The 14,287-nt window shown below is 61.9% G+C and carries 9 protein-coding genes; 4 read left to right on the top strand and 5 right to left on the bottom strand.

Annotation, left to right across the window (positions count from 1 at the left end):
* Window positions 1–161: 161 nt before the first annotated feature.
* Window positions 162–374, top strand: coding sequence for a hypothetical protein (locus BLT03_RS22180; RefSeq protein WP_092745954.1), 213 nt, complete (start codon window positions 162–164; stop codon window positions 372–374).
* A 91-nt stretch (window positions 375–465) separates the two neighbouring features.
* On the opposite strand, the gene BLT03_RS22175 is transcribed toward BLT03_RS22180, so the two are convergent.
* A complete protein-coding gene (locus tag BLT03_RS22175; protein WP_092745953.1) occupies window positions 466–855 on the bottom strand; it encodes an energy transducer TonB in 390 nt (129 codons plus the stop codon).
* A gap of 87 nt (window positions 856–942) precedes the next feature.
* Between BLT03_RS22175 and BLT03_RS22170 the strand changes: the two genes are divergently transcribed.
* From BLT03_RS22170 to BLT03_RS22160, 3 genes are all read left to right on the top strand, one after another.
* Window positions 943–4,983 carry a LysM peptidoglycan-binding domain-containing protein gene (locus tag BLT03_RS22170; protein WP_139160490.1) on the top strand — a complete coding sequence of 1,347 codons (4,041 nt, stop codon included), beginning with the start codon at window positions 943–945 and terminating at the stop codon, window positions 4,981–4,983.
* A gap of 124 nt (window positions 4,984–5,107) precedes the next feature.
* A complete protein-coding gene (locus BLT03_RS22165; RefSeq protein WP_092745951.1) occupies window positions 5,108–6,070 on the top strand; it encodes a Bug family tripartite tricarboxylate transporter substrate binding protein in 963 nt (320 codons plus the stop codon).
* 130 nt (window positions 6,071–6,200) lie between these two features.
* The gene (locus tag BLT03_RS22160) at window positions 6,201–7,214 is read left to right on the top strand and encodes a Bug family tripartite tricarboxylate transporter substrate binding protein (protein ID WP_092745950.1); all 1,014 of its coding nucleotides are present in this window, start codon (window positions 6,201–6,203) and stop codon (window positions 7,212–7,214) included.
* A gap of 35 nt (window positions 7,215–7,249) precedes the next feature.
* On the opposite strand, the gene BLT03_RS22155 is transcribed toward BLT03_RS22160, so the two are convergent.
* From BLT03_RS22155 to BLT03_RS22140, 4 genes are all read right to left on the bottom strand, one after another.
* Complete coding sequence (locus BLT03_RS22155) at window positions 7,250–7,672, bottom strand: VOC family protein (protein ID WP_092745949.1); 423 nt, start codon at window positions 7,670–7,672, stop codon at window positions 7,250–7,252.
* On the bottom strand, window positions 7,673–12,454 hold the full coding sequence (locus tag BLT03_RS22150; protein ID WP_092745948.1) for an RHS repeat-associated core domain-containing protein: 4,782 nt from the start codon (window positions 12,452–12,454) through the stop codon (window positions 7,673–7,675).
* A 58-nt stretch (window positions 12,455–12,512) separates the two neighbouring features.
* On the bottom strand, window positions 12,513–12,992 hold the full coding sequence (locus BLT03_RS22145) for a DcrB-related protein (protein WP_245711515.1): 480 nt from the start codon (window positions 12,990–12,992) through the stop codon (window positions 12,513–12,515).
* Window positions 12,986–14,287 (bottom strand): type VI secretion system Vgr family protein (locus BLT03_RS22140; protein ID WP_139160489.1); only part of this gene is annotated, 1,302 nt, incomplete at its 5' end. The genes BLT03_RS22145 and BLT03_RS22140, both read right to left, overlap by 7 nt.

The following is a 14,287-nucleotide window of genomic DNA, read 5'->3' as shown; positions in this document are numbered from 1 at the left end:
GGCCCGGTGGAAGTAGTTCCTTTGGGAATGAACGGGCAAAGTCTTGTCGGACAGCTGAGGGCAAACAATGTCCTACCTTCAGCAAGGTACTCGCTGTGTTTAACTTGTCTCATCGGGCCAAGGCCCCATGTTCGATCCAGCGAATCCAACACTGACCCAAGATGAAGACCATTGACGAGATGCTGAACCTTGATTTGCTCACCCATGAGCAGCATTCCCAAATCAGCGCGTGGATTGACCGATCGGCTTCGCCCGAGGAAATTCTGCAGATGCCCACGCCGCTTTGGCAGGCGGTCGAGCGTGCCAGCCATGCCATGGGCGTGAACGAAGATCTTCTTCGCCCACCAGCGCTGGATGCAGGCACCCTGGGTTGAATTCAATCCAGTCCAGTCGTCCACCCTCTGAGTGCCAATGGCTTGGAGCGAATCCACCGCGGCAACCGCTCTGAGCAATCAATAAGGCCCGTCAGCCCAGTGCCGGAAAGTGCAGCGGCACGATGACCGTGACGGGAATCGCTCGCCCGTTTTCAATGAATGGAGCGAACTTCATCTTGCGCATGGCCCCAAGCGCAGCGCCGTCCATTCGCGGCGTAGCTTCGCCTTCCAGGACAGATGTGCGCAAGACCTTGCCGGTTTCATCCACGTGAACGCGCAGCACCACGGTGCCTGCGGGACTTCCGCTCATCCTGCTCACTAAAAGAGCCAGGTTCAGGCGCTGGACGGGCCGCATTTCTGCGATGCCCACCATCTTCGAAGGCCATGCATATTCGGCTTCAGACTGGGATGCGCAGCCGGCCGTGAAAACACATGCGGCAATTCCAGCGAGTGCATATCGAGAAAAATGGGTTGGGTTCATCAGTTAAGAATTTAGTACAGCCTAGACTCACGGTCCATATGGGCAGACAGCCCGCTGCCTAGGCGTTGATTTCCACACGAAGGACCTATGAATTCTGATCTTGGTTTTGAGGTAAACGCCCAGCCGGCACCGGACAGTTCGGTACCGCTTGTGCCTTCAGTGGGTAACGACGATTTGGCGGCACCCGCCAAATGGCCGCCCCTTTCCATTGGTTATACCGTTGCTGGCCAGGACGCTGAGATCACGCTTGCGCTGTCGATGCAGTCTTCGCGCTACGGACTCTTGCCGGGCGAGGCCTCAGACGAGGCACTGGCGTGCATCCGCGCCGATCGGCAAAGCTACAGGGCTGCCCTCCTCCAATTGGCACGTCCTAGGCTGTCGTTTTCCTTGGCAACGACGCTCGATGCCGATTCGATGAACGGATCGCCCCATGCGCTTGATGCGGCTCCGTTCGCCTCATTCATTCAACAGGCCTACTTGTACCTCGACGCCCATGCAGCGATGAAGCCTGCTAGCGCCACGGCAGTGGACGGCACGGTACAGCAGATCTCAAGCGCTTATGGGCTCACGCTGGGCCAGCTTCTCGCTGCCAATCAGCATCAGCGCTATGCGGCGCTTTTCGGCACCACTTTGCTGCAGGTGCCAGCCCTGTACATGGTGGTTCCAGGCGACACGCTCGCCGCCATTGCAGCGCGAACGACTGGTGTCACGGTACCGATGCTGGCAACGGACAACGCCTCGGTACCGTTGCTGGCAGGCGTTGAACTGGTCGCCAACGCGGTCGTGAACGCGAACCAGGACGTGACCGCGCTGCCCATCGACGGAACCGGTCTCAAGGTCAACACGGTGCGATCGGTCGATGGCGACACGCTCCAGTCGCTCGCCAAACGGGTTGGCATCGAGGTCGCGACACTCGCAGCCCTGAATGCTGATGGCCCTGCGCTTTGGCCGGCAGAGACTCTTCTTCAGACCGGTCTCGCCACCCCCGTCGTGCCCGCTGATGACGACACGCTCGCCGGGTTCGCTGCGGCCAACAAGGTCACCATTGAACAGCTCAGTGCTGCCAACTCAGGCACCCAGACAGCATTGTTCGCCGGTGCGGTGGTCAGTATCCCCGGCGCCTTGGATACCTCCGAGCTTTACCAGCCCTGCCCCGCCATGGAATCCGACACCGTCAGTGCTATCGCTCAGCGCTTATCGTTGCAGTCGGTGGACGTCGTTGCACTCAACGCTGGCGTCAGCGAGTTGCTCGCCGTCGGCGAGGCCATCGTCGATCTCGCCAGTGGTGAAAAGATCGTCACAGTCGCTGGCGACACTTTCGAGTCGATCATCGAAAGGTTCGAGGGCGAAGGCGTCACGATCACCCTTGAAGCGTTGGCAGCCAGCATCGAGCACCAAATCGGGCTCGTCGTGCCCTCCAGCCTGTGGCGCGGCCCACCGATGCGCGGCGATGGCGGTGCCGGAAACCCGGCTGGCACCTTGGACGGCTTGGCCGCGGCATACGGCACCGATGCGCTGACGCTGGCATCCGCAAACGCGGCAACCTTGGGCTTGCTGGCTCCCGATGTCGAGTTGCCAATCGGCAATCCGGCGATCAGAACGGGCCGCTTCGACACGTTGAATTCCATCGTCAATCGGTTGATGCAACAGGGCGCCCAGACCAGCGTGGCCAGCGTCACCGTCGAACTGGCGAACGTGCCAGCGCTCATTGCGGCAGATTCTGTGGTGGCGCCGGTGCCTCCGCCCTCGCCTGCCGGCCTGATGGTCAAGCTGACACCGAAGTTTGCGACCGCGACATTCCAGCTGGAGATGAATGTCAGCCTGTCGCTCGACCCCAAAGTGGCAGATCCAGACACCAAGGAGGCGCCCTCTTCGGCTGTTCTGGTTGCCCTGCCCCAGCCGGACTCGGGCAGAACACTTCGATTTGATGACTTCGCCATCGCGTTCGAGTCCGCGCTACCCGGGGTGAAAGTTGCCACCAGCCCGAAGGTGAACAGCGAACCCACCTTGGCTGGGCTTACGTTCTGGTGCGTCAACTTCGAGCATTCCCAAGGGCCGAGGATCACCTACCAATTCGAAGGTGCGGAGGCCGGTTACTTCGCCGTACCGCCCCTTTCGAAATCCCTCGTCAGCGGTCAGGTCTCCGTGATTCCGTATGCGAGTGGCACAGGGCTCTCCGGCCCTCCGCAAATGCAGATGTTTCAGTCGATCGATCAGGAAGGATGGCTGGAAACATTCCTGCGCGCAGTTGACCAGTTCCATCCTGCCGTCTGTGCGGCATCGATGGACGCTGGCACACAGATCGCTGCCCATAAAACGAAGCTGGCAAGTGCGCTCTCCCATCGCGTGCAACCCATCCTCTCCGATAAAAAAGGCTCTCTGAGCCACGCACAGGCGGCGATGTACCAGGCGCTGCTCGCAGAACTCTCTGCGGCCTGCACCGGCAATGTGCTCGTGCAAATACCGGTGAAGACGAGCGGTGGCGGCAGCGATCCGACCACTGCTCCGCGTCTTTGCGGCGACGTGACTGCAAGCAGCGCAGCGCCGACCGATGCATCCAGCGCATTCAATGTTTCGGGTGGTGAGGTCACTCTGACTGATCCCGGCGCCACCGCTAGCTTCCTCTTCAGCACAGCATCTCCAGCCCACTACCGGTCGGCGCACATCAAGGTGAACTACACGGTGACTGCGCTGCAACTGCCCGACCCTGCATCGACGACCGATGCGGCCACCCCTGCGACGCGGCTCGCTTTCATCAAGCCGCTGTCAGACGCCCGGTCTGCCGTGGGCAAGATCGCCGTGCCGATTCCGTTGAAAAGCTTTCCGCCACCGATCCTGTTGGCGGTCCACACTGCACAGTCCGTCCATCTGCCGCACACCGTAGAAGATCTGCTCCGATGGGATTTGAAGTTTTTGCAAACCCAGGACATCGCTGAACAAGACGTTCCGATCTTCGGCGTCAGCTTCGACAATTCGCCGCCGCCAAATCTGGCCGTCGTGCCGGGCGCACCACCGACCGCACTGTTCGCTGCGCTTGCACAGTTCATGGCCGTCTATCCAGTGCTGCAAGGCGACCTCGCGTCGCTGCAGGAAGCCAATGCAACCACGGCAACAGAGACGCAATTTGCGGCAGCTCGAGCCTTCACGCAACTCGTTGGCAGCGTTGCGGATTCCCTGGTGTCAGAGGGCGATGCAACGCCGGCAACAGCGCGGACGGAGGCCTACGCTTTTCAGATGCAAAAGGAGCAAGACGCGTCGGGCGACCTCGCTCGACTGGCCTTGACTTGTGTGGACCCGACGACAGGTGTTCAAACGGTGAACGGTCTCGGCATATGGCCGTCGGTTTACGCCACGATTGACGGTACAGAAACGCTGCTGTCGCCGAGCGGCGTGCCAGCTCACGGGGCGGCGCAGGCTTTCTATGCGTACCCCAAAAGCATTCCTGAGAACACCGCTGTGGCGCAGCGTTTAGTGTTCGCTTGGCCAGAGGCCACTCCGCCCAAAGGGGCCCCCTCCCCGGCAACCGCGCTGCAAAGCACGGAGTCCAGCGAAGCGCAGGCCTTCCTGTTCACCGGGCTGCATCCGTTGGCGTGCCAGAACGCATCAGCCGGTGTGTCGATCGTGCGGAACCTGTCGCTGCTGCAGGGCGCGAGCACGAACCAGGCTTTTATTCTTCGCAGTCCCATTCGCTATTCCGCAAGTGCTGATGTGCCGCTGGTTGAAGCCTATTCGCCGATCGAAATCGGGCTCTTTCCACAGAAAATGGCCGAATCGCTCGGCGGATTTTTTGACACGTTGTTGAGTGCACCACCGGCCCCCTGGCAGGCCAAAGGCGCCTTGATTGCCAGATTGACGGCCAGCTACAGCTATGCACTGGATCACGGCGTGGATGTGGTCTTGCCGGTCGCGTTTTTTCCAGAAATTGAGTGCCAACCGAAAGCCGGGGGCGGCTGGGCGCTGGAATCGGGGGCGATCGCCCGATTCGTGTCCACCGTCGAAGAGTGGAAAGCCACGACACAACCCTCTACGTCGGGCGCGTCATATCGTTTTGAAGTCTTGATCTGTTCGAGCCAAGCGCCACCTCGTCCGTTGATTCATGTAACCGACCTGCGCTACGGGCCCGGTTGACGAGCCGGTACTGTATTCAAGGGCTGTAGAAAATGTCGTGAATTCCGCAAAACTTGCCCTGGCGCTTGACCCAAAAAGCCACGTACCCCCTAAGCTCCTGGCCACCTAAAAAGCCAGGGTCTTCATGAGAGTTCTAGCCATTCTTCTCGCGGCGTCGCTCGGCGCTGCAGTCGCTCACGCCGAGACATACCCCAGCAAACCGATCCAGTGGGTTGTTCCCTTCGCCCCCGGGGGGACGACCGACGTCATCGCCCGCAGCATTGCGGACCGGCTGGGCGCCGAACTCGGGCAGCCGGTGGTGATTGAGAACAAGGCTGGTGGTGGTGGCAGCGCCGGCACCCAACTGGTTGCGCGGGCCCGCCCTGATGGATACACCATCGGGATGGCGACGGTGAGCACGCACGCCGTCAACCCCGCCTGCAATGCAAAGGTCGGCTACCACCCGATCAAGGACTTTCTGCCGGTCACCAACCTCGCCCGGACCCCGAACGTCTTGTTGGTCAACAAGAACTTTCCTCCCAGGAACATGAAGGAACTGGTTGCCGAGGTCAAGCGCAACCCCGGCAAGTACCAGTACGCCACCAGCGGCCACTGCGGCGTGGCCCACATGATGGGGGAGCTCTTTCAGATGGGCACAGGAACATCGATGGTCCATGTGCCCTATGCAGGCGGCGGCCCTGCGCTTAAAGACGTCGTCGATGGGCGCGTGCCCATCATGTTCGACAACCTGCCTTCCTCCATGGCCCGAATCCGCTCGGGCGACGTGCGCGCGCTGGCCATCGCCTCCGAGCAGAGAATCCCCGCCCTGCCGGACGTGCCCACGTTTCGAGAGTCCGAACTGCGTACGCTGAATGATTCAGCCTGGTACGGCGTCGTCGTACCGGCAGGCACACCGCAATCGGTCATCACCCGCCTGCATGGCGCGTTCACCCGCGTGCTGGCGGTTCCTGAAGTGCGTGCCAAGCTGAAGGAGGCGGGTGCAGAGGCGATAGGCAACTCGCCGGCAGATTTCTGGGTGGACCTCAATGCCGAACTGGGCAAGATGACCATGGTGACCCGGCAGCAAAAGATTGCATTCAAGGAATGAGCAACACTTCGTCGGTGGCTTGGGTTTTATAGTCAACGCAGCCGGTCAGCGAGCGAATGAATGAATCTGTGACAGCTTGGCTTGTTGGCTGCAATTGACTGAATCGATCAAAACGATAAGGAGACAAGCCATGCAATCGTCTTTTCCTTCGGTGGTCTTGAGCCGCCGGCATTTGCTGCTGACTGGCGCCACCGCTGCCGCATCGGGACTTCCCTGGGGCATCGCCAGCGCCCAAGCCGCCTGGCCCACCAAGCCGTTGCGGCTGGTGGTGCCTTTCGCCCCGGGCGGCAGTTCTGAAATCGTCGCCCGGGCCGTGGCTGCGGAGATGGCCAAGACCATTGGCCAGAACGTCTTCGTGGACAACAAACCCGGCGCGGCGGGCAACATCGCCATGCAGGAGGTCGCCAACAGCACCGACGATCACACTCTGATCCTTGGGCACATCGGCACGCTGGCCGTAAACCCTTATATTTTTCCTAAGCTGGCTTACGACGCCAACCGGGACTTCGCGCCCATCACCTTGGTGTCCAAGGTGCCGAGCCTCTATGTCGTGCACCCGGACCTGCCGATCAAGAACCTGTCCGAGTTCATTGCCTACGCCAAAGCACGCCCAGGCCAGCTCAACTATGGCTCGGCGGGCAATGGAAGCGCCGGCCACTTGGCTTTCGAGTACCTGAAGATGGTGACGGACACCTTCATGCTGCACGTGCCCTACCGCGGCACCGGGCCCATGCTCACCGACCTGATGGCGGGCCGCCTGCAAGCCGCATCGGTCGGCGCCCCTGCCCTGCTGCCCTTCATCAAGGCCGGCAAATTGCGCTGCATCGCGACCGGAACGGCCCAGCGGCTTGCGCAGTTGCCCGATGTGCCGACGGTGGCCGAGCAAGGGTTCAAGGGCTTCGAGATGACGCAGTGGTACGGCCTGATGGCCCCCAGCAAATGGCCGAAGGCCAATCTGGCCAAGCTGGAAGCCGAAGCCATCAAGGCCGCGCGGAGCACGTTGGTGAAAGAAAAGCTGTCGCAGGAAACGGCTCTGGCGGTGGGCAACACCAGCGCGGAATTCGATGCCTTCATCAAGGCGGAACAGGCGCGCTGGAAGCCGGTGATCGCACGGGCGCAGATCAAGCCTGAAGGCATGGGCTGAACTTGGTCGAGTCAAGGCGCAACCCAGAGCGCCTTCTACAAGCGGCGAAAGAACGGCCAGTGACTCGTGTCGACCGAGAAATCACTGGTTTCCTCATCCCCCCGGAATTCCAGCCGGTTCCGGAAGGGATCGAGCACCACCGCGGTGAATCCCCCGGGGTCGAGTTGCAGCAGGTCAATGGTGACACCACATCGTACCCAGCGGTCGCAAAGGGCCAGGAAATCCCCTGCCAAGAAAACGCTGCACAGCGAAGAAGGGCCCAGTGCGTTAATGGCCTCGATCTGATCGACGAACTTCAGTTGCAGTCTTATCAGGCCGTCATCGGTCAACAGAAATTCGCTGTAATTCCTTTTGAGCCCTAGGCTCTTCTCATAAAAATCTCTCGCCAAATCTTCCCCGCTTCTGGGTATCGGCACATGGATCCAGGTAGCAATGTCGTCGTGTGAAGAATAGTTCATTCAGCATCCCAATTTAGATTTTGGACGGCTACTGACGGGTGCCGCAGCTCTTGCAGCGGCTATCGCCGCTGAATTTCCACGCGCTGGTTTGATACCAAGCTCTGTCAAAGCTTGTTTTTCTGCGAGGTAGAAAGAACTTCGATTTTCCGCAGCATCGACGCCAACATCGATGAATTTGTAGCCTTCCGCGTGCCGGTCATTGACCCAATCGATGTTGCCTTGCACCGCCTTGCGCTCCCACTCGTAAGAACTCATGGTTTCGGAGGCAGCGCCGCTGGATTGCAGGATGGACATCCAATCCCTCTTGATGGTTCTGAACTCCATGCCTGCAAACTTCGGGTTCTCTCTCATTGCCTTGGCATATGCCTCCACCGCACCCTGCCCTTCGCCGATGATGACGTACTTTTCCAGGCCCCAAGGATCAATCCACCGCAGAGGATTGGCGGCATATAGATGCAGATGGCTTCCCCCGGCCAAGCCAATCGGGTCAGCGCTGATGAACCGGCCGATGTCCGGGTCATAAAAGCGGAACGAGTTGTAGTGCAGCCCGGTGTCGCGATCCAGGTACTGGCCCTGCAGCCGCAGGTTCTGCACGATCGGCTCGCCCTTGCTGTGCGCCTGGGCGGCGGGGATCGCGCTGCCGTCGATGCGCACCGCCTCCCAGTGCTCCTCAATCGCCCCGCCCCAGGTCCGGTAGCTGGCGCGCCAGCGCACCTGCCCTTCCTGGTCGGTCAGCTCCTCCGGCAGACCCGAGGGGTCTGCATGGAAGTAATAGATCTCGGCGCCGTCTTCGGCCTGGGGCACCGGCCCTCCTTTCCCATGGTTCCCAGCATGATCTTTTGGCTGGAGCGATACCCCTTGCGCGTCGATACGCGCCAGCGGCACGTATCCCCCTGGCTCGTACACATAGCTCGTCACTCGCGCCCCGCGCCGCTCCTCGATGAGCCGCATCCCCTCCCATACGAACTCCGTCACCCCAAACGCATCCTCGCTGGCGATCCGCCGCCCCAGCGCGTCGTACCGGTAGCGCGTGCTCTGGCAGGTTTCCTCGGGCGTGCCCGGACGCCGCACGGTGGTCACGGCCACCAGTTGGTCTTCCGAATCCCACTCGAAGCGCTGCAGCGTGTGCCGCCCGCTTTTCTTCTGAACCAGCCGACCCAGGCCATCGTAGGCGTAGCGTTTGTCTTCGTACACGCGAACGAGGTTGTCGCGCAGGTAGCCGTGCGAGCGCGCTCCGGTAAGGCTTGGGCTACCCGCCATGGGATCCAGCAGGTTGCCGGCAGGGTCGTAGTCAAAGCGCTCTTGAAGTCGCTGCTCACCCAGGTTGCTTGGCCCGCTGGCTTGCCCCCCCCCTGGCCCCGCCCCCGGCCCCAGGCGCAGGGCCTGCAGCACCCGGCCCGTGCCGTCATACTGAAAGCTGCTGCGCCCCTTATGGCTGTGTACGCTGTCGCGCAGCTCTCCAGAGGCGTCATAGCGGTATTGCTTGAGCAGGCCCGTGGCGTGATTGGGGCCGTGCTCGGCGAGCTCCGCCTGCTGCTGGTGCCACTCGCTCTCCCAGCCCGCCGCCTGCAGCCCTGCATCCGACCGCGTCCAGCTGCCCACGCGTCGCCCCAGCGGATCGAGCAGATAGCGCGTGCCCAGGCTTCCCTGGCTGCGATGCACCTCGCGGTGCAGCACATCGCGCTCGAAGTCGGCAATCAGCTGGTGCACCTCCTCCTGATGCGCACCCCCCAGCGTAGCAGCCAGTGAAGCTGCTTCGCCCTCTCCTTCGGCAGACCCTTCGCTCCCCGGCAGTGCATCCAGGCGCAGGCCCAGCCCAATGCGGTGCAGGTGCCCAGAGCCATAGTGCAGATAGTTCAGGCTGCGCTGCAGCACCCGTCCGCCCGGGCGCACAACATCGGGCAGTTCGGTGCGGATGCGGTGACCCAGCGGGTCGTGCGCATGGCGCAACCGATGGGCGCGGCCGGTTAATGCATCCGTGGCGTGCTCGGCCACCAGATGGCCCACGGCGTCGTATTCGAAGCGCACGGTGTGCAGCAGCTGTTCGTGCAAGGTCCCGTCAACGCGCAGGCGCTCGGCCTCCAAGACCCGGCCCGCCACATCGTGCCGGTAGCGCAGGATCTGCCCGTTACAGCGCTTTTCCGTGAGGCGCCCGAGCGCATCGCGCACAAGCTCGGTGCGTCGCGGTGCCACCGCGCGCTGCGCCGCAGAACCTTGTGCCAGCGTGCCATCCTGCCCTTGCGCTTCGATTTCCGTAAAGACGTCATCCCCGCTAGCCGGGTGGTGGGTGATAGCGATGACCTCGCCATCCTCGTCGTATTCGAGCGCGATGCGCGTGCCATCCAGGCGCTCCTCTGCGATAAGACGATCAGCCGCGTCGTATCCGAAGCGGTAGCTGGCGCCGTTTTCTGTCGTGAATTCGGCCATGCGGTGCGCCGCGTCGTAGCGCACGCCGGTTTGACGGCCTTCGGCGTCCACGCGCCAAAGGCGCTGACCTCGGCGGTTGTAGCCGTAGCGGGTGATGCGCGACAGGGCATCCGATTGCTGTACCAGACGTCCCACATGGTCGTGCTCGAAGGTCTGGCTGCTGCCGTCGGGCAGAGCCACCGATACCAGGCGCCCGCGCGCATCGAAGGTGCTGCGGGTAGTCTGACCCAGCGCATCGGTAACGCTTTGCAATTGACCGTGGCCGTCGTAGGTGTAGTGGGTGCTTTGCCCGGAGCAGTCGGTATAGCGCGTGAGCAGTCCCCGTTCGTTCCAGACGAGGGTCTTGCGCCCGCCATTCGCGTCAACGATCTGCACGGGCAGGCCGCTGGCGTCCCACGCGGTTTCAGTGGTGATGCCGTCTGGAGCCGTGGCGGTGGTGGGCAGGCCCCTGTCGTCGTATTCCCAGCGCCAAGTGGCGCCATCCGGCCCGGTCACGCGCAGCGGTACGAACCAGCGGCTGTCCCACAGGATGCGCGTGAGCTGCCCCAGAGGATCGACGACGCCGCTTTGCAGAGCGTTTTCGTCATACTGGAAGGTGATGGTGGCGCCGCTGGGACGCGTGCAGGCGAGCAGCTCACGCCGCTCGCTCCAGCGCAGCTGCCAGGTGTGGCCAAGGGGATTTTGGTAACGGGTGATGTTGTGCCGACGATCCCACTGCCAGCGCTGGCACCGGCCCAGTTGGTCGGTGGCAAAGGTCTCCCCTTCACCACCCGGCGCAAGGGCGTAGACGATGTCGTAAGTTTCACCGTCTTCAGTCCAGTGGCGCACGACGCGCCGGTCGTGCAAGGGCAAGCGCCCTGGCCCCATCGCGCCGTCCTGGCGCTCGGGGCCGCTCGCCTGCTCGGCGCGCTCCCAGGCGTAGTGGCATTCAAAGCCGCCCGCATCGGCCTGCAGGACCATCAGGCGCTCGGCATAGGCGAAGCGTCGCGTACAGCTGCGCGTTCGGTCCACCACTTCAGTGAGCTGACCAGGGGCAAGGTCGGCCGGTCCATAGCGGTAGCTGGCCAGCAGGCCAAGCTGCTCGCCGGACGCTGCCTGCACCAGATGAATGGCGCGCACCTGGCGGTGCGCGCCTGAATAGTCCAGTCGCAGCACACGACCCAGGTGGTCGGTCAGACCACAAAGCCGCCGGGCGCCGTCGTAGCGCAGCGCTATCCAGTGGCCGAAGCGGTCGCGCAGGCGCAGCAGCTTAAGCACGTGGGTGCCAGGCGCCTCGGGGGCCGGACCGAATTGCTGGTGGATGTGATCGAGGCCGCTGACTTCAAAATGCCCCCCGGCCGTGCAGCCGACGATGATGCCTTCACCGGTGTTCATGAGCGCATGGCCGGGCTCAACCAGGGGCATGTCGATGTGCCGCCCTTGCGGGTTGACATAGACAAGGCGCGCAGCTTCGCCGCTGCCCGGCGCAGGCCGCACGACGTGCAGTTCGATGTCGTAGGGCACGCTCCAACCTTCGCCGTGAACGGTGTCCTGGCGATGGTCGTGGTTGCTGTAAAAGCGGCGCCATTCGATGGGTAGGGGTCCGGGCAGCACAAAGTCGGTATCCAGGCTGCCATCCAGGATCTTGCCGCCGGTTGCTGGATGCACCGGGTAGCCGATCAGGGACCGAAACCCGCGCCCCAGCCATTCTCCAGCCATGCCGACGACAGCGCCCATGGCCAAGCAGCCCACACGCCCGAGGAAGCTGCCGCGTCCCATGGCCAGGCCGATGCCGATTTCAAGAGCAGTCTCCCACCACAGCTTGTCGTCGGCAACGTTCAGGTATGCGGTCTTGTTACCACCGAAGAAGACAGTTTGCGCACCCGTGGCGATCTGCGCCGCGCACACGAGCTTGTCGCCCTTGCGCGCTGCGGGAAAGGTTTCAATGAAAACGCTGTCGGTGCCCTCGGCGATGAAGTTAGGCTCGGGTGAGGGGTGCTTGGTGCAAGCGGTGAAGTCGGCAACGGCCCGCATGGCCAGGCGTTTTTCGATCAAGACGGTCGCCGCTCCCTGCGCACCCAGCTTTCCCGTGATCTCCAGCTCCCCGATGTCCTCGGTCATCTCCTGGATCTTTTTTTCTTTGTAGCTGCTCCAGCCCGTCGCCCCCCCGATGAAACCCGCCAGCAGTCCGCACGCCAGGATCGCCCCGCAACCCATCGTGGCCACAGACACCCCAGCCAGCAGCGCCACAGCACCTGCCACCAGCAACGTCTCCACGATCCCCGACGCCAGCCTCAATCCCACCCGTGCCAGCCTCGACCACACCGAAACGTGGCCTATGTCGTCTCCCAGCCTTGCCGCCGCCATTCCGCCCATTTTTTGTCTCCATCCTTTTATGCCGCACCTTCAGGCGCGTGTCATAGCTACAGGTTCATCATTCGCGCAAGACGAAACTCTCTAAAACCTCGCTCACCATTTGGTGGTGCGCATCGGTGAACGGAATCGGCAGCGAAAACGTAAGGCTCAGGACTTGGCGCGTCTCCGGCAACAGGAACAAAGATTGCACGTGGTAGACCGTTTTTCCCTGCTGCTTGTAGCTCACGGAAAATTTCGAGCCACCGATTTTTTGACTGGCGCCCAGAAATGCGGGCTCGATCTCGCTGCGGGTGAACTTGCTCACTTGGCGAGACAGCTCATCGAGTTGCCGCTTCAAAAATTCCGGTGGCGTTTCGTCAGCCTCCAAAGGGTCTTTAGAAATCGCGATGGTCATGCCACCAGAGCCTGGTTCAGGCGCCAGCAGGTGCATCGTTCGGTCTGTCACATGAGGGGGAGCAGTGATCCAACCTTCTTGAAAGTGATAAAGCATTGAATTTTTTTGATGGGTTAGCCGTGCAAAGGTAAAGGGGGTCAGCAATTGAGATTGATCTTTTTGCCGAACTGGTCCAAGTCGTCTTGAAAGTTGAAAACCCCTTTGACGCCGTTAAGCACGATCGTGCCGTCAGCCTTCAATGTGATTGACGCGGCCCCGCACATCAGCGTGACGCTCTCCCCCGCCGCCTGCGTGATGTGCTTGCCCGCATTGACGAATACCGTGTCGCTTTGAGCATTGACTACGACGTTTTCTTTGGCCAATACGTTTGCATTCAAACTCGTCGACGACAGCGAGATGTTCTGCTCGGCCACCAGATTCATATTGCCGGTTTTGGCCACGGAAGCGACATCTCCTGCCGAAACCATGTTGCTCTGGCCGCCAGACGTCACATGGGTGAGCATGCCGGCTTTCGCCAGCTGCGTTAATTGCGCACCGCTGGAAATCGTCACGTGCTGCTGGGCATGCACCGAAGTACTCTGCCCAGAACTCACCACGATGGGCTTGGGACTGATCATGCTCTGCCCTTCAGGGCTCACGATCGACACGATGGGCTTGGTGATGTCCTTGGACAGATTCATCAAGCCGCGTGCATCCGGCATGGCCGGGTCCGTGTTTGTCGGCATGGCTGATTCCGCCCCTGCTCCTCCATCGCCGCCGCTTCCCGAGGCAGCCATCTTTGCTAGAGAGGCAAGGCCGCCCGCTGCCCCGCCGGTCATCGCTGCGATGCCTGCCCCCATGCTGGCGATCTGCGAAGACTTCGCATCTGCCAATGCGCCGATAGTGGCATTCGCGGACGAAACGGCCTGCCCGGCTTCCTGCATCAGAGAAGATGTATTGGCCAAAGTGGCCCCCAATTGATCGAACCCATCCGGATTGTTGTTCGCCACCTTGGAGGTGAAGTCCTGCGGATAAGTGGTGATCAGCAGGCCCTTGTCCGCCCGGATCGAGCCCCACAGGTCCGTGCGCAGTTCAAACCCGTACCCGCGCTGCGAGCCGCTGCCCTGGTGCATCAGGTAGCCCATGTTCAGGTACGTGTTGCCGTAGGTGTTGGACAGCTCCAGGTGCTCGATGCCCTTCTTGTCCTCAAAGCGCAGCATGCTCGCCCCGCCGCCGCCCTTGCTCCAGTTGGTGAGCGTGCCCGACTGCGTCTTGTTGTCCGGCAGCTTCCAGGGCGGCATCTGGATGCCGTTGTAGACGCGACCGGTGATGATGGGGTAGTCCGGATCGCCGTTCAGGAAGTCCACGATCACTTCCTGGCCGATGCGCGGGATGTGGATGCTGCCGTAGTTCAGGCCCGCCCAGGGGTGGGACACGCGCACCCAGCAGCTGGAGTTCTC

This window comes from Paracidovorax valerianellae, from assembly GCF_900102625.1.
Classification (GTDB): Bacteria; Pseudomonadota; Gammaproteobacteria; order Burkholderiales; family Burkholderiaceae_C; genus Paracidovorax; species Paracidovorax valerianellae.
Note: the sequence above shows the minus strand (reverse complement) of the source record. Positions and strands in the feature narration are given on the sequence as shown.